Raw genomic sequence first — 22,874 nt, forward strand, 5'->3', positions numbered from 1 at the left:
CAATAAGCCATTCAAATACAAAACGACCTTTTGGCACACGCATAGGTCGTTTTTTTCTGCAAATTCAACCCTTTAATAAATAACGTGTTAAATTCTAGGATAAACGCGCGCTTTTGCTGAAAAGGGTTCAAATTACCTAAATATAGAAGCGTATTGATACGTAAATTGAATTGTTAGGTGAAGAAATATTGAAATTGACAGGTAAAGTAGTTATAACTTTTTTGAAATTTAGACTAACTACCTGCACTGGAATAGGTAAGACTTGTAGACTTTTGACAAACTTAGAAATGTTTGTGAGAATTATTTATAAGTATCATTACACACTTAATAATCGCCTAGAATGGTGGCGTGAGAAGCTCGTCGAAAGGATGGAAACGCAATGAGAATAAAATTACTGTACATTCCAATTATGGTATTGCTTGTATTAGTAGGATGCAGTAAAGATGGTGAACCAACTGTTAAAGATGAGCCTACCGCGGAAAACATCGAAACTGATAAGTCTACTGACGAAACGCTGGATGAGGAAACTGCAATAGATGACGATGATGATTCCGAAAAAGTAGTCGTGGAGGATGTCATAACAGGTGCCTCCTTACCAACTTCGTTGACAGAATTAGAAGGACTACTTCCAGGAGAAACAAATTACTTAAGCACTTTGGAAACCGAAGGAGACCTGCCTAAAATTGATGAACTGACGGCCAGGTTACCCAACATAAAAGAGAATCCAACGAACGAAGAATTGGATAAGTACTATGAAGCCCTGTTATCTCTCTTCCAACAAGACTTTAATGGACCGGAAGATATTATTAATAAAATGAAATTCGATTCGATTGGTAACCCGGACGTCGAAGATCCACGAATGCAATTCAAGGAAAATCTGAATGTCATGGTCATTTTGGATGCCTCGGGTAGTATGGCAAATTATATTAATGATCAAACGCAGATGGAAGCGGCAAAATTAGCGATAAAGAACTTTGTTCAAGGTTTGCCCAAAGAAGCAAATGTTGGGCTGCGCATATATGGTCATAAAGGAACTGGTTCTCGTGCCGATAAAGAAATGTCGTGTAATAGCAGTGACATCGTGTACCCGATTGACAAGTATGACGCTAATTCATTTAATGCTATTTTAGATAAGGTTCACCCAGCAGGGTGGACGCCAACCGAGTTTGCTTTGAGTGAAGCAGAAAAAGATTTAGCTGAATTCAAAGGAGATAAAAATACGAATATCGTCTATTTGGTCGGAGATGGGATTTCTACATGTGACGATGACCCAGCGGCTGCGGCAAAAAAGCTATATGAATCGGATATAACACCAATCGTTAATGTAATTGGTTTTAATGTTGATGATGCAGCACAAAAACAATTAAAGGAAATTGCAGAAGCAGCAGAAGGTTCTTATCAAGATGTTCGAGATGCGCAAGGTCTTCAAGATGAATTAGACCAAGCCCATAAAATCGCAGAGAGCTGGGAACAGTGGAAGGCTTCAAAAGAAGCTAGTTTGGAAGTGGATAAAATACAAAAAAATCTAGATGTGTTTGTGTATCATACGGATGAATTTGTAAAATGGGTAAATGAAAGACAACAAGTCAGCTTAGTTTTGACTTACCTATTGCAAGAAAAAGAAATGATGACAGGTGAAAGTCATGATTATTTACAGGAGAAAAATATTTCATATCATTCATGGATTGAAGAAGAATACGACAAGTTAAGAGAGGATTTAAAAGCATTAAATGATAGTAACTTTAAAGAAGCGATTCAGACACTAGAAGATAAATATAAGAAAAGTACATCCAATCCTTAATGAGCGCAACGTATTGGAAATAGATTGACCATTTGTGTATGAACAAAAAAACGACCTTTGGCAAAGGTCGTTTTTTTTCTAGCGATTAACCACTGATAAAACGTTCAATCCGATTCATGCCTTCCACCAATGTCTCCATGGAATTTGCATAGGAGATCCTTATAAATCCTTCACCATATATAGTAAAAGCACTTCCAGGAACAACGGCAACATGTTCGCTGGCCAATAACTTCGTTGCAAACTCCCATGATGTTAATCCCGTAATCTCAATCGATGGAAAAATATAAAATGCGCCAGTCGGTTTAATCACGCTTAATCCCATTGAAGTAAGTCTTTCATACACATAATCTCTTCGTTCCAAATAAGCGGTGTTCATCGCTAATGGTGTGTTACGACTATGCGTTAACGCTTCGATACCTGCATATTGACTGGGCAGGGCGGCACAAATGGAATTATACAGATGCACCTTTAAAACATGATCCATTAAATCTTGTGGACCCAATACAAACCCCAATCGCCAACCTGTCATCGCATGTGACTTGGAGAGGCCGTGGATTAAAAAGAGTTTATGTCTAATTTGAGGATAAGAAGCAAAAGATACATGCTCTTCATTGAATGAATTCTCGCTATAAATTTCATCCGAGATGATAAAGATGTCGTGTTTTTCCAACACATTCACGATACCGTCCATCTGCTCTTTTGTTAAAGTCATTCCAGTAGGATTCGATGGATAATTTAATATAATTGCTTTCGTTTTCTCGGTGATCAAAGCCGCTAACGCTTCAGGACATGGGACAAGTTCAGTTTTCATCGTATCCAAATAAACTACGTTAGCACCGCTTAAATGAACAATAGGTTCATACCCCGAATAAATCGGAGCCGGCATGATTACTTCGTCGCCTTCATTTAAAATCGTTCTTAAGATCGAGTCGATTCCTTCGCTAGCTCCGGTTGTGATGACTATTTCCGTTACTGGATCATATAAAATTTTATATTTTTCCTCAAAAAATAATGAAACCTTCTCGCGTAATTCTAGTAAACCCGCATTATGTGAATAACCCGTTAAGTTATTCTGAATCGCTTCAATTCCTGCTTGTTTCACTCGATCAGGTGTTGGAAAGTCGGGTTCGCCAATCGTTAGATTAACCCCATCGCCATATTGGGCGACTTCATTTGAGAATACCCGAATACCGGGAACTTCCAGATCCTTTACACGATCATTCACTCGATTTATCATCATAACACTCCTTATCACGCAACTGTGTACTGTATACACCTATCTTAATTTAAGGATTGTTATTTGTAAATGAATTTTATTAGTAATGTTTGGAATTAATTAAATTGAGAGTTAATAAATGGTGTTCATACCGCTTCATAGCAGGGGGGATAGCGGTATAGGATTGCGGAAAATATTGAATTGACATTTTATTTAACATATTGTATCTTTATCTAAACCCTGTACACGGTATACAGGCGTTAATTTGAAAACTAAAAAAATGAATGTAAGCGCTTTACATGTAGTTGTTTCACCAAAAAGATTTATAGAATAAAGGGGGAAATAAAATGTTGAAGAAGATTGCATTTTCAATCGTACTGATGATTATCCTAGCGGGGTGTTCAGAAGACGGTGGAGAGAAAGTGAAGTTACAACTAGGACATGCATTATCAGAAGGAACACCAGCATCCGATTTAATCAATGAGATGGCTGAAAATATCGCAGAGAAAACAGATGGTCGTGTCGAAATTGATGTATTCCCGAACAGTCAACTGGGATCAGAAACTGAAATGTTGGAGCAAGTTAAAATGGGAACGATGGAATCAGCAGCAATTATGATAGGATCCATGCAATCTCTCGACATGCGTATGGCAATCGAAGACTTACCTTATATGTGGAAAGACATCGATCATGCGCGAGCCGCATATGACGGTAAATTTGGGGACTATCTAGCAGATGTAATGGATGAACAAGGCATGAAAAAAATTGGTTATGTCGAATGGGGTTTTAGACATATCACAAATAACAAAAAACCAATCGTAACACCTGAAGATATGAACGGATTAAAAATTCGTGTTGCGCAATCTAAACTTCGCATTGATGCATTTGAAGAATTAAATGCAATGCCGACAGCGATGGCGTTCAGTGAAGTTTATGGTGCTTTACAAACAGGCGCATTAGATGCCCAAGAAAATCCTTTAGCTAATATTGTCGCACCGAAATTTGATGAAGTTCAAGATTATCTATCTTTAACTGGCCATTTTTACAACACAATTATGATGGTCGTTGAAAACGATACTTGGGACAAAATTTCTGAAGATGATCAAAAAGTTATTTTAGATGAGTCTGCTAGAATTTCAAAAGAAGTTCAAGTGAAGAATGATGAAGCAGAAAAAGGCTATGTTGAAGAACTTAAAAGTAGAGGCATGACGGTGAATGAAGATGTAGATTCAGACGCTTTCCGTGAAAAAATGCTTCCTGTGTATGATAAGTGGGAAAAAGATGTTTTTGGAGAAGAGTTAATGGATATTTATCGTGAAGCTTCCGGTTGGTAATCTAGTAAAGGTTTCCTTGTTTAGATGAATTCATTTAAACAAGGAAAATTCTTTTTAAGTTAAAGGAGGAAAATCATGTTGCCGAAATTGACCGACAATATAGTGAAAGTCCTTTCGATATTATGTGTAATCGCAATTACGGGATTGACAGTTATCGTATTTGTGCAAGTCTTTTCACGATTTATCAAGTTATCGATGCCTGGAACTGAAGAGTTAGCGAGATTGCTAATTGTTTGGCTGACATTCCTAGGAACAAGTTTAGCCATTCATCAAAAAATGCATCTCGGGGTAAGGTATTTTGTAGGTTTGGTTAGTAAAAATAAACAAAGAGTAATAGACTTCGTTATACATATTATTATGATTGTATTCTTTGGTATTTTAATGATTTATGGATTCAAATTAACATGGTCGACTATGGCAACAACTTCTTCGACACTGCAATTACCAATGGGGTTATTTTATGGTGTCATTCCAATCAGCTCGATATTTTCGATTTACTTCATCCTAAATAATATGTTTAATCCTACTAGCCGTGGCGCTAAGGGCAGGGAGGCGACCTTATGATTATCGCCATTTTAATCGCGTTTTTCACATTACTTTTTTTAGGAATGCCCATCGCGTTTACTATCGGAATTGTCTCGGCAGGCGTATTGATTTTTAGTGACATTTCATTAGAAATAATGGTCCAAAGAATGTTTGCTGGGGTTAACAACTTCTCTTATCTAGCACTTCCGCTATTTATACTGGCTGGAAATATTATGGGTGAAGGCGGGCTTACTCGAAGATTAATAGCGCTCGCAGATGCATTGGTCGGAAGGTTTTCAGGTGGATTAGGCATGACGGCAGTGGTCACAAGTGCTTTCTTTGGAGCAGTATCAGGCTCAACTGTAGCTACCACATATGCTGTTGGATCTGTCGTTGTCCCAAGAATGAAAGAACAAAAGTACAGCAACTCCTTTATCGCCAGCATCATTGGTCCTGCGGGCGTACTAGGATTAATCATCCCGCCGAGTATAACAATGGTTATATTAGGAATCACAGCAAATATATCAATTGGAAAACTATTCATCGCTGGATTTTTACCTGGTATTCTACTAACAGTCGTGCTCTGTATATATGTGGCCTTCATGTCGAAGAAAAAAGGTTTCGGTGTCGTCGAACAATCGAATCCATCAGGGAAAGAGTTTTTGAAAATTGCTTTGCAGGCATTTTTCCCATTAATGGCACCCATCTTTATTTTAGGCGGTATTTTCAGTGGACTCGTCACAGCGACGGAAGCAGCGGTCATTGCGGTCGTGTACGGTTTCATCTTATCGATTTTTTATAAGGAATTAACGTTTAAAAAGTTTAAAGAAATTATGATTAACTCTGCATCGACTTCTGCAATTATTTTAATTATTATTTCAGTTGCGAGCGCATTTACTTACGTGCTAACAGCGAATCGCATCCCTGAAATGATATCCAAATTCTTTTTGCAGTTTGCAAGTACGCCATTACAGTTCCTCTTAGTCGTATCGGTGATCTTATTTATCCTTGGTACGTTAACCGAGGTTACGTCGTTAATCATTTTATTAAGCCCAATCTTCATGCCAATCGCTATGCAATACGGAATCGATCCAATCCATTTCGGAATGGTGCTGATTATGAACTTTGCATTAGCGAATATTACACCGCCAGTAGGCCTATCGTTGATTGCGGGATGTAGTATTACGGATAAGGAAATGGGGATTGAGGACACATTCCCGTATGTATTGCACATCATTGGAATTGTAGCTGTTGTCGTTTTACTCATTATATTTTTCCCAGCGATTTCAACCTTTTTGCCAAATCTATTTGAGTAAGGGGTGCTGTTCATGATTAGAAATACACAAGAAAAAACGGTCATTGAAAATGCGCACGGTGGGATAGGAAAGATTGAAATCCATAAAAAGATCACGAAGGAAGATCAGGTGGAGGGGTTATCGTTATTTGCCAAAGTAGTGGTAAGCCCCCACTCGACAATCGGCTATCATCAGCATACGGACGATGCGGAAGCTTATTATTTGTTGAAAGGCGAAGGGATTTTCCTTGATCACAACGAAGCGCGGGTTCCTGTAAAAGCGGGCGATTTATGTCTTATTAAAAAAGGGCAGAGTCATGGATTGGAGAATCTTACTGATCAAGAATTAGAGATGATTGCGGTTGTTTACTAAGACATTTATTAGGAATGGTTCAAATAGAGCGTGGAAGATGTTGGTGGGTGAATAGTCCCGACTTGCAAGCAAAATCATTTATGTGCAAGCAAATGTTAAATCAGTGCAAGGAAACTAGTCCGAACTGCAAGCAAACTAGCTACAAGTGCAAGCAAATCGCTTGGAGCTGCAAGCAAGTTCGGAACTTGGTGATTGGGTATGAAACAAAGTTTACATATAAAGCAAGTGAGGTGATGCTTATGAAGAAGATTAAACAAAGCGAGACGTTGGCTGATCAGGCGTATGACTTACTAAAGAAAGCAATTATAATGGGGAAGTTAAAAGGCGATGAGTCGTTGCCGGAGGAGAAGATTGCTGCTGACTTGGGAATTAGTCGGACGCCTTTACGCGACGCGCTTAATCGGCTTGCAGCTGAAGGACTGGTCATACATAAAAAAGGTCGTCCTGCGGTTGTAGCTAGTTTTACGAAAGAAAATTCCTTGGAATTCATGGAGTTACGAACCTTGTTAGAAGTGAATAATATTGAAAAAATCATCTCAAAAATAGACGCATCATTTTTGCTTTTATTGGAAGAAAATCTTGCCAATCAATTAGATGCGATTGAACGGGATCATTACCATGATTTCATTGAATTAGACCGTGAATTTCATTTATTATTGGCGTCGCCAAATAAAAACAGCGAGTTTAGGAATATGATTCACCGCGTAAATACAGGCGTCAATCGTGCGTTTTTAATCTTATCGAGCACGTTGCCAACGAGTGCAAAAGGTGCTTATGAAGAGCATGTAGATATCGTCGAGGCGTTAAGGAAAAAAGATATCCGATTGGCTAGAAATAAAATCATTGTTCATTTAGATAATGTGGAAAAACGGTTTTTAGGCTATTACGCTAAGAATTAAAGGAAAGGTAGGGGCAAGCCATGAAATGGAATACACCCGAACAACTAGAAGAATTATTATGCGAGGTCGTTAGTTGGGACAGCAGAACCGGGACAGCCGGCGAAATGGAGTTTTCAAGTAAAATAAAAGACAAATTGCTGGAACTGAAGTATTTTGAAGAAAATCGTTGGCAGATCCAATTTCATGATGCAGGGAAAGGCCGAAACGCAGTGACAGGCTTTTATAATAGTGGGGTGACAGCTAAAACGATTGTGCTGATCAGTCATTTCGATACGGTCCATATAGAAGAATTCGGTAACTTGGAAGCGCTTGCATTCCAACCGAAAGCGTTAACGGAGGAACTCAAAACAAAAATTGATGATTTACCTAAGGATGTCCAACCAGATGTTGAATCGGATGCGTATTTATTTGGCCGGGGAACGATGGACATGAAAATGGGCCTAGTGTTGCATCTGCACTTGCTGGAATTGGCAACCACTGAGAAATGGCCAATCAACTTGATTTTATTAACCGTACCTGATGAAGAAGTGAACTCATCGGGAATGAGGGCGGCTGTCAGTGGATTAATCGATATACGAGAAGAGTATGGGCTAGAATATGAATTATTTTTAAACAGTGAACCTTCATTTTCACAAAGACCACAAGATGAAAATTATTATATTTACTCAGGAACAATCGGGAAAATCATGCCTTCTGCTTTATTTTACGGAAGGGAAACGCATGCAGGCGAACCGTTAAATGGGATTACCGGGCATTATATGGCCACTTATTTAACAAAGGCGATGGAGTTCAACGCAGACTTCGTCGAAGAAGTGTACCATGAAAAAACACCATTACCAATCTGTTTAAAAATCAGTGACTTGAAAGTAAATTATTCAACACAGACCTCACATCATAGTGCAGCGTTATACAACGTTTTTCTAATGAAACAAAATGCAACGGACATTATGAATACGTTCAATAAAACAGCTGTGGCTGCGATGGCTGAATGTGAAATAGATTACAACGCGATTTGTAAACGCGAAGGCGTCAATCCAATCGGTAAAATTAAAGTAATGGAATACTGCGATTTATTGGCGTATGCAGAAGAAAAACTAGGCATCGCAAAAGTCGTGGAAATAAAAAACGTCGTGATGGCAGATGAAACACTCGATGAACGCGATATGTCCATCCAAATCAGCGATCAACTCATGTTAAATTGTCAAGAATTAGCACCAGCAACGATCCTATTTTATGCACCGCCTTACTATCCGGCGATTAACTCGTCTGACAATGAACTGGTTACAGAAAAGATTGAGCTGACGCAACGAATCTTGAAAGAAAAGTTTGATGTTAACGCAAAACAAGTTCATTATTTCAATGGGATTTCGGATCTGAGTTATGTTAATTATGATGAAAATGATACAGGTTGGAAAGCATATAAAAATAATACACCTTTATGGGGAGATGTATACAGTATACCTTTCGAGGAAATGCAGCAGTTGCAGGCACCTGTGTTGAACATTGGGCCATTTGGGAAAGATGCGCATAAGTTGACGGAGCGGTTGCATAAGAAGAGTGCATTTGTGCACACGCCGTTTGCTTTGAAGGCTGTTGTGGAGAGTATGTTTGTTGAACATGTTGAAGATAGGGAAGAACTGGAGACGAAATCTATTTGATGTATTCTGGCGTGGGTTTTTCTCTGCAGGTGGTGCTTTTCTGCGGGAATCATCGAATTTCGCCCGAATCCTGAAAACTTAGTATGCTATAAAACAATCGTTATTTGTATCCGAAAGTTTTTTATATAAGCAAATCTAGGGAGTCCAATTCATCTGCGAATTGGACTCCTTTACTTTTTTCTATTCGGTTATAAGTCGAATAATCCTTCTTTGCACAGTAAAAAGGTAGCGAATGAAACCCGAGTGTAACTATCTTATCCATTTACCGTCTAAGTCCTTAGGGGGGGGATTAGGTGAAATCCAAATTATTGCTTTTCATTTTAATGCTTACATGCCTGTTATCAATAATGGGGTGTTCCAGGGTTAGTGATCGACCAATTGTTGAAAGTGGGAGTGGCGGGACTTCCAAACATACAATCCTGGAACCGCCAATTTTAACGATTAAAGTTGGGGAAGAGACTATAAATCCTGCTCTGGGCACTTATAGTTGGCGTATTGACAATGAAGACGGGACAGAAACTGTAATAGAGTCAGATTCGTTGGCGCCACCAGAAATGATGAACGACAATAATTCATTGCAAGTAACAATAGACACGAACGTTGAACTGAACTTTGAAATACAACCAGATCGTTATAGCGTGAGGATATGGGATGGCGACAATGTTGTAAGCGCCTCAGATAAAGTGGTTCTTTCTAGTAAAGGAAAAGTTATTTACGAAGTGCTCGCACACTGGGAACAAGGAACAGCAAGTTATGTCTTTTCTTTAGAGATTGAATAGATTTATTAAATAGACGCTATTAATTCATAACGGGTTCTCTTAACCTTTATACGTATAACAATAAAAGGAGGTATTACGTGAACAAATACAAACTTTGAAGATGATATGTCGAACAAATTGCCTGTTGGTGCAAAAATCTTTTCGGCTTAAGAATCGGGAAAAGTTGGAGGGCCAATTTTACTTGTAGAATTAGAGAAATAGCTATATAAATACTACGGGCTTGTGGAGGGTTAACCAATTTAAATTGACCTATATCCATAAAAATGAACATCAAGAGCCTAATTCCTTGCCAAAAATACGCAGGAATTAGGCTTTTTTTAGCTCTAAATTGGTGAATATGGAAGAAACAGTTGGTAAGAATCTAACGAGCCCTTCTTTTGTGAGTTCTACGAGCGGTCCCATAAAAGTTGCAGAAAAGCAGTTCATATTTTATGATGAAACTAAGAAAACTAAAATCGTTTCAATAGTTTTATCTGAGGAGGTTGAAATTTGAAGAGTCGAATCATAAATGGATTTATTGAAGAGTCTGTAGATAATGGTGTTAAGTTCACGATGGATGATTTAGCAAGACGACTTGGAATTAGTAAGCGTACGCTATATGAGCATTTTCCATCGAAAGTGAATATATTGGATTCAATTATTGATATGACGCTTGAAGAGTTCGACGACCAGACACGCAATATAATTGAGAACCCTAAATTTACGTTGGTGGAGAAAATCCGAAAAGCCATTGTGGTCATGCCGAAGCATAATGAGTTTTACGACACGCGTATTTTAGAGCAATTGAAACGCTTTTATCCGGAACAATGGGAACGAGTGAATCGTGAATTATATATGTGGGATGACTTGAAAGGGCTGCTCGAAGAAGGTATTAGAACTGGTGTCATTAAGGATCGTAATATTGATTTGCTAATGAAAATTATTATCGAGGCTATGAACACTACATTCGATCGCCAGTTTTTTTTAGAACATAGTATATCAGTAACCGAAGCGGTTGAAACGATTGTGGATATGTTATTAACGGGTATTATTAGAGAAAAATGACATGGGACTTGCCATCCATTTTAGTTTGAGATAAATCTAAGATAGCTTCCACGTTTTAAGGAAAGATAGTAGCTAAGGAAGTGGACATGTATGGGAGAACAACAGTTATTAAACCGCTTAGACACGGAATCCGTTGGAAAGTCATTTATGAGGTATTTGATTCCTTCCACAGTTGGAATGATATTGATGGCTATTAATATTGTGGTTGACGGAATTATGGTAGGCAATCGTTTAGGCCCGGTTGCGCTCGCTGGAGTGGGCATTGCCGTTCCTGTGTATACGATATTCGTAGCGATGTCCCTTTGGATAGGAATTGGTGCTGCAACCCGTTATTCAGCAGAGATGGGCGCTAAACGGCCAGATAAAGCGCGCGTTATTTTTTCACATGCGATTATCTCTATCTTTATTTTAACGATAATTATTGGGCTACTTGCCTATTTGAATAGGGCAAAACTTGCGTATTTATTAGGTGCGAATACTGATACCTTCCCCTATGTAGCAGACTATATGAGTATCATGTTATTGTTCGGTTTCGTTTTTACGGTAGAAAATGCATTTAGCATATTGGTGAGAAATGACGGGGGACCAAATCTGTCAATGATTGCACTTGTCTCAACCTCACTTGTTAATATAGGATTGAATTATGTATTCCTTTTCGTACTCGATTATGGGGTAAGGGGAGCTGCGGCGGCAACGGTAATCGGTGCGGCTGTTGGCATGATCATATTGAGTACCCATTTTTTCAAAAAGAAAAGCAACTTACGTTTCGTTCGCTTCAAATTCGACCAAAAGTTATTCTTAATCGTATTGATCATAGGATTCCCTAGTTTTCTTGCTGAGGTCGGATTTTCGGTCTTTACAATTTCGCATAACAACACATTTGAACGCCTTGCAGGAACCGCAGGTGTATCTGCATTTACAATATTGAATTATGTCCACAGCGTTATGCTCCTCCTCTTTTTAGGGATGGGTGCAGCGATTCAACCGTTAATTAGCTATTATTACGGGGCAAAGAACGAGGAGAAAATGAAAAAAACATTACGAATGGCGATTGGGACATCGGTAGGAGCAGGTATCCTCTTTTTCTTTATCGGTCTCTTTGCGTCCGGACCAATTGTAGGTTTGTTCGGAGATTTCCCAGAGGAAGTGATGGCCCTGGCTATTCCAGGAATTAAACTATTCTTTATCGCTTATCTTTTCATGGGCATGAACTTTGTCATGATGACTTACTACCAATCTATCGGACAAATCAGGATGGCAACCTGGATTACAGCTTCTAGGGAAATTGTCTTTTTGCTCATCCTGCTTGCAATTCTACCGAAGATATTAGGATTGACGGGCGTTTGGTTAGCTATTCCAACATCAGAGTTTATCGTATTAATTACAATATTTTATTATCATTGGAAGTGGAACAGGTAAAGAAACAAGGAATTTAGTCAGAGGTGGAATTGTTATGCGCGAAAATGACCGAGATAAATTGCTTGGCAGTCGAACGACGAATTTGGCAGAAGAACCGAATCAGTCGCCTCATTATTCACATGATGAGGCGACGCCCTATTCAGTATTGACCGCTTACCTCTGAAACATTCCAACTTATTGAAGAAGAAATCGGGAATTATTGTGCTGAATTAGATGTCTATGAACAGAAACCAGTTGACGTTCTTGTATTAATTAAACAACAGGAGATCGTCATTGACGATCTCTTTTATGTCTTATCGGGCCATGGTTGTTGGATATAAACTAAAAAGAGTTTTTACTGTGGAGGTATCAGATGTTGAAAAGACCATTTGGAATAAGACTCGATGGTTGTGTTTATGCAACTAGTGGAGAAGATTTAAGTGAAGAAGAGTTTTCGAATGCTTTTATTGAATTTATTGAAGAAAGAGGATGGTATTTCGGTGGGGCGCTGTACCAGATTGACGAAGAGGGAAATCCTTCAAATGCTACGCTCTAATCACCCTTCAGGAGAAGAATAACAACCTGAAATAATAAAATACAATGCGAAAACGAAAAGGTTTGAGACTTTACAGTAAGGTGAGGTTCCTGCAACGGGCCAGGTTGTTGTGAAATATTCTAATTTAAATTATAGATTATAGAAGTAAAATGCTTGTGGAGATGAGGTGAATTAAATGCGGTTACCAATGTATATTACAGGTATAGCAAATCACAATATTGATTTAAAGAGGATGGATGGATACTTATTTAAAAAGTTAGGATACGAAATTTCCAGGAAATTTCATGGTGAAGTAATTGGTTATAATTCGCCCAGGTATCCGTTAAAATATTTTCGCCTAGATATAAAAATAGGTGAAAATATAATGTCCATTTTACTTCATGAATATTTCCCTTATGTTGCCATCGCTTTATATGAAGATGAACTTCAAATCCATTATATAGATTCTGAAAATCTAAGAAACGAATTAAAACCATACTATACAGTTTTAGAAAAGGCATTTCTAAACAAACCCTTTGATCCCAATTCTCATGACTTGTCAGAGACTGAAATAAAAAATGAGAAACATTGGAGACCGAATACAAACGGAGAAGTTATTTTTAATTGTTGGGATTAGCATATTCTCTTATTGGGTGCGCTTGTTAATAAATTAATATCACGAATGGATCTTAATAGGGTCCTTTTTTTATTGCGTTAGAAATTCAATAGAAAAAGCACTGCCAAGGACAGTACTAAAGATACGTTAATTCTTTTGCACATTAACTAGTTTATTACTAATTGTACCCACTGTAGAATGTTGTAAATGATCGGGATGGTTAGGATGCAAAGGGTTGTCGTCAGCATAACACCAACCGATGCAAAGGAAGCGTCTGCACCAAATTTTTGCGCATAAACAGAGGTCGTCGAAGCACTTGGCATTGCAGCTGTCACCACGGCAACGATGATGAGCGAAGGTGGAACAGGTAGAAATATAAAAACAAGTAAGCTTAACGGAAGAAGTATTAATTTAAACATGGCGGCAATCCAAATATAGAGATTCTTTCCGTACTGTAGAAAGTCCTTTCGCTGAATGTCAGCAAGAAAGCTACCAATCAGAATCATGGATAAAGGAATCGTCATTTTACCGATGCCTTCAAATGTCGTTAAAATCATGTCCGGCCAACTAAACGGAAGGAATAGCATACATACGCCAACCAGTGTTGCCAATATCCCCGGATTGAAAAATAACACACGCCAATTTATGCTTTGGTCATGCTTTGTAAACAGATAAATGCCATACGTCCAGATTAATATTAAGTAAAAGATGTTAAATATCGTCAAGTAGATAACCCCTTGCTCGGCCATCAAAATATAAATAACAGCAAATCCAATAAACCCTTGATTGCCAAAAACAATTAAGCTCTCAAACACACTTTTTTGCTCATCAGGAAGTGCAGCTTTTTTTCGCAGAATAGCCGCAATAAATACAGATACAGTAAGTACGAAAATAGACATGGCGACAAGCCAAACAAAATCGACAAGCAATTCAATGGAAAAAGTCGTTTGTAGCGAGAACAAGATCAACGCAGGTAAAGTAATATACAGCATAAGCTGTGTAAAGACCTGATTCGCATGTTCACTGAATACGCGTAATTTGCGCGCAGTGAAGCCAATAATCGCCATGATATAAAGCGGTATCATCGCCAGCACAAAAGTACTGATAGATAGCAAAAACTGTATCTCCTTTTTAAATTAGTGTTGTACTCTATGAATATAGAAGAGATAAGGTGAAAAAGTTTCGGCATCGAATACTTTTTGAAGGTACGGTACCTTTACCTTTCACTGGAAGCTTTCCTGGATGCACAGGCTAAAAAAAGAGACCCGTCAGCTGGGTCTCTGATTTTTTGTGATTTACGTTTAGACGGTAGAAAGGTTCGTCCGCTCTTTCAATTTCTTGTTTAGTTCATCCAGTCTTGCCATCAGCTCATCATACTCAGTCAAGCTGATCTGGCACAGTTGAATCTCTTGCATGACTTGCTGCGTGATGTTGCTTCGTTCGACGTACGCCTTCTCTTGCAACATGACATATACTCTACGTTGGTCTTCTGTTGACCGGTCTTTGCGTAGCCAACCGTTTTCCTGCATGCGGGCAATCATCGGCGTTAGTGTACCCGTACCGAGATCGACTTGTTCGCCCAGTTCTTTCATTGTGATTCCGTCACGCTCCCATAAGGCTAGTAGCACCAGGTATTGGGGATACGTAAGCCCGAATGGTTTCAGCACACTTGTATAAAGCTTGGTGAACGCCGCTCCAGTTTCATAAACAGCGAAACATAGCTGTTTATCAAGCGTCAGAAAGTCTTTCATCATAACAGCTTTTCCACGTCTTCTGCGAGTTTTTCGGGAGCTGTTTGCGGTGCATAGCGCTTAATGACTTGTCCGTTGCCGTCTACTAGGAACTTTGTGAAGTTCCATTTGATTTTCTTCGACAACAGCCCTTTTTGTTCTGACGTTAAGTGATTGAATAACGGTTCTGCATCATCACCATTGACATCGACTTTCGCCATCATCGGGAACGTCACGCCGTAATTCAATTGGCAGAATTCAGTCGTTTCATCAATATTATCGAATTCCTGATCATTGAACTGATCGCAAGGAAAACCAAGAATCATCAGGCCGTCATCTTTGTATTGTTCATATAGCGATTGCAGTCCACCAAACTGCGGCGCGAAGCCGCATTTACTTGCCGTGTTTACGATGATTAAAGGCTTCCCTTTATACGCTTCCAAAGACAACTTGTCACCATTCGGTTTGTTCACTTCAAAATCATAAACGGATACCAAACGAATTCCTCCTTTTATTTTACAGTAATCTCGACTTCAACATTGCCATTGATTGCTTTAGAATACGGGCAGTAATTATGTGCCTTATGTACATATTCATCTGCGACTGCCTGATCTACACCAGCAATTGTCACTTCGAGCTTGACGCCCAGTTTAACGCCACCATCTTTTTTATCTGGATACAGTGCCACGGTTGCGATCACTTCACTACTTGTATACTCAACTTTGTCTTTGTCTAATTGAAGTTCGAGTGCGCTGTTGAAACATGCGCTATATCCTGCAGCAAACAATTGCTCAGGATTTGATGCAGTCGTTACTTCACCGCCAAGCGCTGCAGGTTTTGCAACGTCCAGATTGAATATATTGTCCGGTGAATAAACAGATCCATCTCGTCCGCCTGTATTGATAATTGTCGTTTCGTAAAGTGGTTTCATTTCAAAACGCCTCTTTTCTGTTTTTTATATCGTGTACGATTCAATCTTAAGCGATTTACTTTATCAGTACAATTTATATGCCTAAAAACACAAAAAAACACGCTTCATCCATTGTTTGAATGAAACGTGCTTTCAGTAGAACCTATAATTGTTTTAAGAAGTCAATTTCAACTTCATTTTTCCGTGGTTCACGTTTAAATAAATAATTACCCTGTCTAACTGACATTAGTACTTCTGCACGCTCACGAATGGCTTCGTAAGGATCTTGTGCATCCAAAACGATAAAGTTAGCTGGTTTTCCTGCTTCAATACCATACTCATCGTTAACTCTCATAAGGTTTGCACCGTGGTATGTAATTAGGTCCAACGCTTTATTGATCTCATCGATGTGTGTATAGTGCGCTAGATGTATACCGTTGTCTAAAATGTTCATCATATTTCCGTTACCGAGTGGATACCAGTAATCCGCAATAGAATCTTGTGCAAATGCCACAGTATTTCCATTTTCCAACAACTCTTTTACGCGCGTTAAGCCGCGGCGTTTCGGATAACTATCGCCACGTCCTTGTAAATGTGCGTTTTCAGTTGGACAAGAAATAAAGTTGATTTTTGATTCTTTAAATAGACCTAGCATCTTATTGGCATAACTATTTTCTACAGATCCAAAGCTAGTTGTATGACTTGCAGTTGTATAGGGACCATAGTTTTCTTCCATAACAAGCGCATTTAACACTTCTAAAAATCGGCTATTTGGATCATCGTTTTCATCACAGTGAATATCAATCATCACGTTATATTTTATCGCCATGTTCACAATACGTTTCAGAGATTCAACACCATGTTCATAAGAAATTTCAAAGTGAGGAATCCCACCAGCCACGTCAGCACCCATTTTAAGTGCTTCTTCCATTAAAGCTTCTGCACCTTTATACCGGAAGAAACCTTCCTGAGGAAATGCAACAAGTTGGAGCGTGACGATATCCTTCAATTCTTCGCGCAGTTTTATTAATGCTTTCATCCCGGTTAAGTTAGGATCCGTAATATCTACATGCGTGCGAATAAATTGAACACCTTTGCTCAATTCTTTCTGAATGCCTTTAATCGCGCGCTCACGTACCATTTCTTCCGTCAGTGATTTTTTATTATCACTCCAACGCTGGATCCCTTCAAATAACGTTCCGGATACATTCGCATTGCCTTCGCCTAGCCCTGAAAAGATATAATCTAAGTGTAAATGAGGGTCAACATAAGGGGGTAATACTAAACGTCCTTCTAAATCAATTACTTCATCTGCGTTCTCTAAATCATTACCTATGGCTGTAAACTGACCGTTTCCCACTAAAAATTCACGGGACTCTGGCGCCCCATAGATATTCGCATTAATAAATTTTTTCATACAATACATGACTCCTTTACCCATTCTGATAGCTATCATGATTACATGAACTATTATAACAGTTGTGAAACGAAGGCAGAATTCTTACGCTCAAACTTAGATATAAGCCTATTCAAGAATCTACTGCGATTATGGATAACAAAAGTGACAGGAAATATGTGTATTTGTAGAAAGTTGGAAATATTGGCAGTATAATGAAGCAAATAAACTATTTATTATTTCAAAGGGGGATTTGTAAATGAAAAAAAATAGACAAGCCATTATTTGGGCTGTAATCGCTATTGTACTTGTATTAATCTGGATTTTTACAAGATAAGGTTTATCGAATACAAGTGGGGGGATTTGCATGATCTATGTAAATGTTAGAGCAATAATTGAAAGAAATGGGCCGGATGGAACTGAAATCGTTATACAAAAAAGGGTTAAATCTAATGAAAACAAAACACCTTATGAGCTACCTGGGGGAAGGTTAGAAGTATTCGAGTCATTTCTAGAAGGACTTAAAAGAGAAGTACACGAAGAAACGGGACTTCTTATTACAAAATTTTTTGGGGAAGAAACTAGAATTGAAACGTATACCGTGGATTCGAATGTTGAAGCTATAAAGCCTTTTGCCGTTTATCAAACGACAACCGGTCCAGTAGATTCATTAGGCGTTTATTTTCGATGTCAAGCCGCTGGTAATTAGTTGAAGAAGGCGACGAGACCGAAGATATAAAGTGGATATCTGTAGATGAGCTACACAATTCACTAGAGCAAGAGTTAATAGATTTCAGTTGGGTGGACAAGTCTGGAATCATGTATTATTTGAAATGGTATTACGCAAATAAAATTACTGAGTTAGTATAATACTCGGTTTATTATAATGGTAATACGTTAACCACAAATGTTTTTCGCAGAATATTTAATTGGCATTTTATCAATAACAGAGATTGGATATATACTTTTTCTGGCTCCCATGTATGGGGGTGGCGCCCTACTTATACGAGAGGTTACCCGCAGAACCAGTCGCGGAATAATAACCATGTTAGTACTTGGAATCGCCTACGGACTGATTGAGGAAGGCTTGATCGACCAAATGTTATTCAATCGTTTTTATCTTTCTGATCAAGATCAATGGAAGTCTTTTATCCCTTTTCTGGGAATTGATGGTCGGCTAACTGTTTACGTACTAGCAATGCATGCGATATGGAGTACCTGTATACCAATTATCATTGTCGAAGCGCTCTTCCCTAAACAAGGAATTAAACCTTGGCTTAGTAAATCTGGGTTAGGAATAGTTACTTCAATTTTTATTTTAGGATCTGTATATCTTAGTTATGATACCTATATAGAAAAGCAATTTTTCGCTTCCACGCTTCAACTGCTTGGTACTACTATAGCCGTAATACTACTTATAATTCTCTCATTTAATTTTGGTAGTCATACGAGTACTTCTACAACGACAGCACCGAAACCGTGGTTTTTAGGTATATTTTCTTTAGTTGCTTCAAGCGTTTTCATGCTCGCCGATTCATCCTATGGTTGGGATGGTTTCGCTGTCTGTGTAATAACAGTTGTGGTATTTTTCATAATTGTATTTCGTTGGTCACGTCGGATTGGTTGGGGAGATATACACCGCATTGCGATTGCGGGAGGTGGGATAGTAACTTATGCATGGCTAGGACTATTTTCCGGTAGTTTCATTTTCGCGTTTGGCGCAATTATATTACTTGTTGTTGCAGTTAGGAAATTGCGCAAGTCCAGAATTAGAATGAACTAGGGTATTAATACTGGCTGATAGGGATTTTTTTATGACTGATTGTCTACGCATCTTAGACAATCAGTCATTTGTGTTTAAGAAAATGTATAAAGGGACCTCCTTTTGTATGAAAAGTGAAACTATTTACGCAGGCACTTCGTAAACCAAATAAGAGGGATGGATCAGTGATATTTCTATTGTTTATTTCATTGGGGATATATAGGGGGATTGTTCTTATTTTCATGTTGTTTGAAAAATTAGGTTTGAATACATTCGGAGTCTTACTAATACTGACTGGTTTATTTGTGGATATTATCTTTACTTGATACCTATATTCAGGTACCTTTCACTAATTAAATAAATGGAGGGATATAATTAAAATGAATGTTGCAGCAATGTTTATAATTTTCTCTGGTGCAATCATTGGCATTGTCAGTGCAATTTCAGGAACAAAAAAGAAAAAGGATACTAAAAAAAGATAAATCGGTTTCTTGGTTGTTGTTCGGAAAAAGGGTGCAGCTGTTGCTTAATCTTTATGCCTGAAACGGACCATTATGTATAGGAGATTTGCGCTTTATCATTTCAGGGAATACTAGAGTTAATAAATAATTTAGGGGAGGAGATAAGATGGGGCTTTTATTTTACTTTTTGATATTCGGTTTAATTGTGTTTTTGAGTCTTGCTCTTTATTTACCATTCTTGAAAAAGTAATAACTATAAGTTGTACAGTCATAATTGCCAAGTAATAGGAGGGCAAATGAAATGGGAATTGATATGATAATCGGTCTAGTTATCGGTGTATTGTTAATTTGGGCTGGCTATATTGTTCGGACAAAACAGGCACTTGCCTTTCTAGCGGGTTTCAGGGAGTCGTGGGAACCGGTTAATAAAGAAAGACTAGGGAACAGAGTAGGTATTCTCTTAATTATTATCGGTGTTATTGCCATTTTTACATCTGTTTTTACCATATGGTTTGGGGCTACAGCTGGGAAAGTCTCTGGGGTCTTGGTTATTATTGATGTGGTTATGATTATTATGGTAATCGCACTAGATCAAATAGGATATTGATGACATTGGCTGTTTTAAGACTTCAAAACCGGACAGGATTAAACGCTCCCATATTAAATGGAATTGTTTATCCTAAGACATGAATACATATCAAAATAGCGGTTCATCAATAGTATTATTGTTGTATTCATTGAAATAAGTGTTCGAAGGGCTATTCAGTTAATTAACTACAATGGCAAAAGTAAAGAAGGGGGATATCGACTATATAACACTTTGTCGATATCCCCTTGTTTTTTGTCTCAAGCGCAACATATTTTCAGACGGTCGCGACTACGAATTGTGCGAAAAGTGAAACTACTTGTACGGACTCTTCGTAATTAAAATAAGAGTGAAAAATAAGGGGGTTGTATAAGTGATATTTCCAATGCTTCTTTCGTTGGGGATTTTAATTGTTTTACCGGCAGGACTACTGGTTGGTATATGGAAGTCAGCTTTTAAAAGTAAATTGGAATGGCTGCTAGATGTATTAGCAACAACGGTATTAATCGCCTGTATCTTTCAAACAGCAAATTGGAGTTCGATTGGTTCATATTGGCGTTACATTTGGATCGTATTACTTGTCATCGCAATCGTAACTTCTTGGAGAAGAGTGCGCGACCTACCTTTTCGAATCAAATATACAGGCAGTCAAAAAGTGTCAATCGGTATAAATATTTTGCTTATTCTAGTGTTTACTGTATTTAACGGATTTGTTCTTACAAGTTATTCAGTTAAAGATCAAGCAATAGACTTGGCCTTTCCTCTCAAAGATGGAACTTATTATGTGGGTCATGGTGGAAACCATGTGCATATGAATTATCATCAAGCACATCCACCGCAAAAATACGCATTAGATATTCTCGGATTGAATAAACTCGGAACACGTGCAACCGGTCTATATCCAAAGGACCTCGATAAATATGAAATATACGAAAATAATCTGTATAGCCCATGTAATGGAATTGTTATTGAAACCAGAAATGACATACCTGACTTAACGCCACCTGAAATGGATCCAGAAAATACGATGGGTAATTATGTCGCTTTAACCTGTAATGGTCACGAGGCAATCATTTATCTAATGCATATGCAACAAGAAAGTGTTTCTGTAACTGAAGGGGAAGAAGTAACAACCGGTCAATTACTTGGTAAAATCGGGAATTCAGGAAACACGTCAGAACCTCATTTACATATCCATGCGGAATTGGATGGTGTAGGGGTACCCATTACCTTTGAAGGGAAATTTCTTGTGAGAAATAGTATAGTGCGTTAAAAAGTATACTATCAGTGAATTAAGTGTGTTCGTGGTATTCAAATAAAGTCCAAATTATTGAGGATGTTGAACAAATGAACAAAAAATATATTGGGGTGTTAGCTATAGGAGAAGTATCTGAAAAGACTTTGAAGAAAATAGAGAAGGATATTTCACAAAATGACTTGGGGAAAGCGAGAGATAGACTACACGGGTTAATATTAACCTAACCCAATGAATTAGAACTTCGGAAAAGATTAGGAGATATTTATTCAGCGTTAAGATATCCTTCAAGGGCTGGATTGTACTGGTATTTAGAACAGAACAAGACACCAGAAATGAGGTTAGCATGCATTGATTTTGAAAAATCTATGGGGAACGATCCAATAAGAATAGCTAGAGCCCTGAAATTTAAAGGTGATTGTGAAGTCATCAAAGATCAGGAGTTACGTCTATTAATATTGCAGATACAAAACAAATCCGAAATAGATTTGTTTGAAGAAGCTGAGGTATATGAAGAGACGTGGGTAGGTAAATTGGAACTGTTGGGAATTATATTGGTTATTACTATAACCCTTTTCTTTACATTTTTCGGCGTGTACCAATTCACAAAATGGATTCTTTAATTTAAAAATTAAAGAATGGATTGCAGAACTACTTCCTGGAGGAAATCTAGTTTCAGAGCATAATTGCAATCACCTCTGGAAGGCATTCTTGGATAAACGGGTGATAGATTGTTGCACAAATTTAATGCCATTAACGGGATAAATTATTTAATAATGTATGTAAAGGAGTAGATAACTTATGAAGATAAATTGGACTTTGTTTTTATCATATCTTTTTGTGTGGATAGTGGTTGGTATAGTGATATTTGATAATGTAATTCCTATGATTATTTTTATAATCTGTGGAGGAGCATGCGGTGGTTTTATACTTGCTACTAAAAAGAAAATAAAGTTTTACAATTAAACTATTAAACAAATGGGTGCGATTGCGTCTATATCGCAATCGGGCCATTTTGTTTAGATTTAACTCTCGAAGTAGTGAATTTTTAAAAAAGGAGGGATTAATAATGAATAAATATCGTGGTTATGCAATGATAAGTGGATTTTTAGGAGCATTTCTAATTGCGACTGGTATGATGTTGAAAAATATTGTTACTTACTCACCATCAATAGGTTTGATAGGTGGAGCCGTATTGTTTTTTGCTGCTACTTATTTCGCTATAAAATCAAATAAACGTAGTGTGGAAATGACTTCTTAATATTTAATAAACTATCTTTGGACTTCTACAAATGGGTGTGA

General features: G+C 38.0%; 26 protein-coding genes and 1 pseudogene. 21 read left to right on the forward strand and 6 right to left on the reverse strand.

Annotation, left to right across the window (positions count from 1 at the left end):
• The first annotated feature begins 379 nt into the window (after positions 1 to 379).
• Positions 380 to 1,801, forward strand: a complete 1,422-nt coding sequence (locus tag J4G36_RS00615; RefSeq protein WP_210467900.1) for a vWA domain-containing protein — start codon at positions 380 to 382, stop codon at positions 1,799 to 1,801.
• An 85-nt stretch (positions 1,802 to 1,886) separates the two neighbouring features.
• Here the strand turns inward: J4G36_RS00615 and J4G36_RS00620 are convergent, their stop codons facing one another.
• Positions 1,887 to 3,038, reverse strand: coding sequence for an aminotransferase class I/II-fold pyridoxal phosphate-dependent enzyme (locus tag J4G36_RS00620; protein WP_210467901.1), 1,152 nt, complete (start codon positions 3,036 to 3,038; stop codon positions 1,887 to 1,889).
• A gap of 326 nt (positions 3,039 to 3,364) precedes the next feature.
• Here J4G36_RS00620 and J4G36_RS00625 point away from each other — a divergent pair, with 326 nt between their 5' ends.
• From J4G36_RS00625 to J4G36_RS00680, 13 genes are all read left to right on the forward strand, one after another.
• On the forward strand, positions 3,365 to 4,351 hold the full coding sequence (locus J4G36_RS00625; protein WP_210467902.1) for a DctP family TRAP transporter solute-binding subunit: 987 nt from the start codon (positions 3,365 to 3,367) through the stop codon (positions 4,349 to 4,351).
• 75 nt (positions 4,352 to 4,426) lie between these two features.
• The gene (locus J4G36_RS00630; RefSeq protein ID WP_210467903.1) at positions 4,427 to 4,915 is read left to right on the forward strand and encodes a TRAP transporter small permease; all 489 of its coding nucleotides are present in this window, start codon (positions 4,427 to 4,429) and stop codon (positions 4,913 to 4,915) included.
• Positions 4,912 to 6,192, forward strand: a complete 1,281-nt coding sequence (locus tag J4G36_RS00635) for a TRAP transporter large permease (RefSeq protein ID WP_210467904.1) — start codon at positions 4,912 to 4,914, stop codon at positions 6,190 to 6,192. The genes J4G36_RS00630 and J4G36_RS00635 overlap by 4 nt, the downstream gene beginning before the upstream one ends.
• A gap of 12 nt (positions 6,193 to 6,204) precedes the next feature.
• Positions 6,205 to 6,543, forward strand: a complete 339-nt coding sequence (locus tag J4G36_RS00640) for a cupin domain-containing protein (RefSeq protein WP_210467905.1) — start codon at positions 6,205 to 6,207, stop codon at positions 6,541 to 6,543.
• A 239-nt stretch (positions 6,544 to 6,782) separates the two neighbouring features.
• Positions 6,783 to 7,442, forward strand: coding sequence for a GntR family transcriptional regulator (locus tag J4G36_RS00645; RefSeq protein WP_210467906.1), 660 nt, complete (start codon positions 6,783 to 6,785; stop codon positions 7,440 to 7,442).
• Between the two features lie 20 nt (positions 7,443 to 7,462).
• A complete protein-coding gene (locus J4G36_RS00650) occupies positions 7,463 to 9,100 on the forward strand; it encodes a M20/M25/M40 family metallo-hydrolase (protein WP_210467907.1) in 1,638 nt (545 codons plus the stop codon).
• 293 nt (positions 9,101 to 9,393) lie between these two features.
• Positions 9,394 to 9,879 (forward strand): hypothetical protein, encoded by a 486-nt coding sequence (locus tag J4G36_RS00655; protein ID WP_210467908.1) that lies wholly within the window; start codon positions 9,394 to 9,396, stop codon positions 9,877 to 9,879.
• A gap of 337 nt (positions 9,880 to 10,216) precedes the next feature.
• The gene (locus J4G36_RS00660) at positions 10,217 to 10,372 is read left to right on the forward strand and encodes a hypothetical protein (protein ID WP_210467909.1); all 156 of its coding nucleotides are present in this window, start codon (positions 10,217 to 10,219) and stop codon (positions 10,370 to 10,372) included.
• Positions 10,369 to 10,923 carry a TetR/AcrR family transcriptional regulator gene (locus J4G36_RS00665; protein WP_210467910.1) on the forward strand — a complete coding sequence of 185 codons (555 nt, stop codon included), beginning with the start codon at positions 10,369 to 10,371 and terminating at the stop codon, positions 10,921 to 10,923. The genes J4G36_RS00660 and J4G36_RS00665 overlap by 4 nt, the downstream gene beginning before the upstream one ends.
• 90 nt (positions 10,924 to 11,013) lie before the next feature.
• Positions 11,014 to 12,342, forward strand: a complete 1,329-nt coding sequence (locus J4G36_RS00670; RefSeq protein WP_210467911.1) for an MATE family efflux transporter — start codon at positions 11,014 to 11,016, stop codon at positions 12,340 to 12,342.
• 34 nt (positions 12,343 to 12,376) lie between these two features.
• The gene (locus J4G36_RS18635) at positions 12,377 to 12,505 is read left to right on the forward strand and encodes a hypothetical protein (RefSeq protein ID WP_256439534.1); all 129 of its coding nucleotides are present in this window, start codon (positions 12,377 to 12,379) and stop codon (positions 12,503 to 12,505) included.
• A 189-nt stretch (positions 12,506 to 12,694) separates the two neighbouring features.
• Positions 12,695 to 12,877 (forward strand): hypothetical protein, encoded by a 183-nt coding sequence (locus J4G36_RS00675; protein ID WP_246880351.1) that lies wholly within the window; start codon positions 12,695 to 12,697, stop codon positions 12,875 to 12,877.
• Positions 12,878 to 13,052: 175 nt separating this feature from the next.
• Complete coding sequence (locus J4G36_RS00680) at positions 13,053 to 13,493, forward strand: hypothetical protein (protein ID WP_210467912.1); 441 nt, start codon at positions 13,053 to 13,055, stop codon at positions 13,491 to 13,493.
• A gap of 146 nt (positions 13,494 to 13,639) precedes the next feature.
• Here J4G36_RS00680 and J4G36_RS00685 read toward each other — a convergent pair whose 3' ends face one another.
• The 5 genes from J4G36_RS00685 to J4G36_RS00705 form a co-directional block, all read right to left on the reverse strand.
• Positions 13,640 to 14,587: an AEC family transporter gene (locus J4G36_RS00685; RefSeq protein WP_246880352.1), complete on the reverse strand. Its 948-nt coding sequence runs from the start codon at positions 14,585 to 14,587 to the stop codon at positions 13,640 to 13,642.
• A gap of 186 nt (positions 14,588 to 14,773) precedes the next feature.
• Complete coding sequence (locus J4G36_RS00690; protein WP_246880353.1) at positions 14,774 to 15,226, reverse strand: MarR family winged helix-turn-helix transcriptional regulator; 453 nt, start codon at positions 15,224 to 15,226, stop codon at positions 14,774 to 14,776.
• The gene (locus J4G36_RS00695; RefSeq protein WP_210467913.1) at positions 15,223 to 15,699 is read right to left on the reverse strand and encodes a glutathione peroxidase; all 477 of its coding nucleotides are present in this window, start codon (positions 15,697 to 15,699) and stop codon (positions 15,223 to 15,225) included. The genes J4G36_RS00690 and J4G36_RS00695 overlap by 4 nt, the downstream gene beginning before the upstream one ends.
• 14 nt (positions 15,700 to 15,713) lie before the next feature.
• Positions 15,714 to 16,133: an organic hydroperoxide resistance protein gene (locus J4G36_RS00700; RefSeq protein ID WP_210467914.1), complete on the reverse strand. Its 420-nt coding sequence runs from the start codon at positions 16,131 to 16,133 to the stop codon at positions 15,714 to 15,716.
• 142 nt (positions 16,134 to 16,275) lie between these two features.
• The gene (locus tag J4G36_RS00705) at positions 16,276 to 17,529 is read right to left on the reverse strand and encodes an amidohydrolase family protein (RefSeq protein ID WP_210467915.1); all 1,254 of its coding nucleotides are present in this window, start codon (positions 17,527 to 17,529) and stop codon (positions 16,276 to 16,278) included.
• 346 nt (positions 17,530 to 17,875) lie between these two features.
• On the opposite strand from J4G36_RS00705, the gene J4G36_RS00710 reads away from it, so the two are divergent.
• The 7 genes and pseudogenes from J4G36_RS00710 (at position 17,876) to J4G36_RS00740 (ending at position 22,833) form a co-directional block, all read left to right on the forward strand.
• On the forward strand, positions 17,876 to 18,217 hold the full coding sequence (locus J4G36_RS00710; RefSeq protein ID WP_246880354.1) for an NUDIX domain-containing protein: 342 nt from the start codon (positions 17,876 to 17,878) through the stop codon (positions 18,215 to 18,217).
• A gap of 336 nt (positions 18,218 to 18,553) precedes the next feature.
• Positions 18,554 to 19,291 (forward strand): hypothetical protein, encoded by a 738-nt coding sequence (locus tag J4G36_RS00715; RefSeq protein WP_210467916.1) that lies wholly within the window; start codon positions 18,554 to 18,556, stop codon positions 19,289 to 19,291.
• Between the two features lie 113 nt (positions 19,292 to 19,404).
• The gene (locus J4G36_RS00720) at positions 19,405 to 19,596 is read left to right on the forward strand and encodes a hypothetical protein (protein ID WP_210467917.1); all 192 of its coding nucleotides are present in this window, start codon (positions 19,405 to 19,407) and stop codon (positions 19,594 to 19,596) included.
• Between the two features lie 436 nt (positions 19,597 to 20,032).
• Positions 20,033 to 20,338: a DUF3784 domain-containing protein gene (locus tag J4G36_RS00725; RefSeq protein ID WP_210467918.1), complete on the forward strand. Its 306-nt coding sequence runs from the start codon at positions 20,033 to 20,035 to the stop codon at positions 20,336 to 20,338.
• A 352-nt stretch (positions 20,339 to 20,690) separates the two neighbouring features.
• Complete coding sequence (locus J4G36_RS00730) at positions 20,691 to 21,590, forward strand: M23 family metallopeptidase (protein WP_368668704.1); 900 nt, start codon at positions 20,691 to 20,693, stop codon at positions 21,588 to 21,590.
• Positions 21,591 to 21,664: 74 nt separating this feature from the next.
• Positions 21,665 to 22,195 (forward strand): annotated as a pseudogene (locus tag J4G36_RS00735) (DUF6584 family protein).
• A 446-nt stretch (positions 22,196 to 22,641) separates the two neighbouring features.
• The gene (locus J4G36_RS00740; RefSeq protein ID WP_210467919.1) at positions 22,642 to 22,833 is read left to right on the forward strand and encodes a hypothetical protein; all 192 of its coding nucleotides are present in this window, start codon (positions 22,642 to 22,644) and stop codon (positions 22,831 to 22,833) included.
• Positions 22,834 to 22,874: the final 41 nt, after the last annotated feature.

The organism is Sporosarcina sp. 6E9 (genome assembly GCF_017921835.1).
Classification (GTDB): Bacteria; Bacillota; Bacilli; order Bacillales_A; family Planococcaceae; genus Sporosarcina.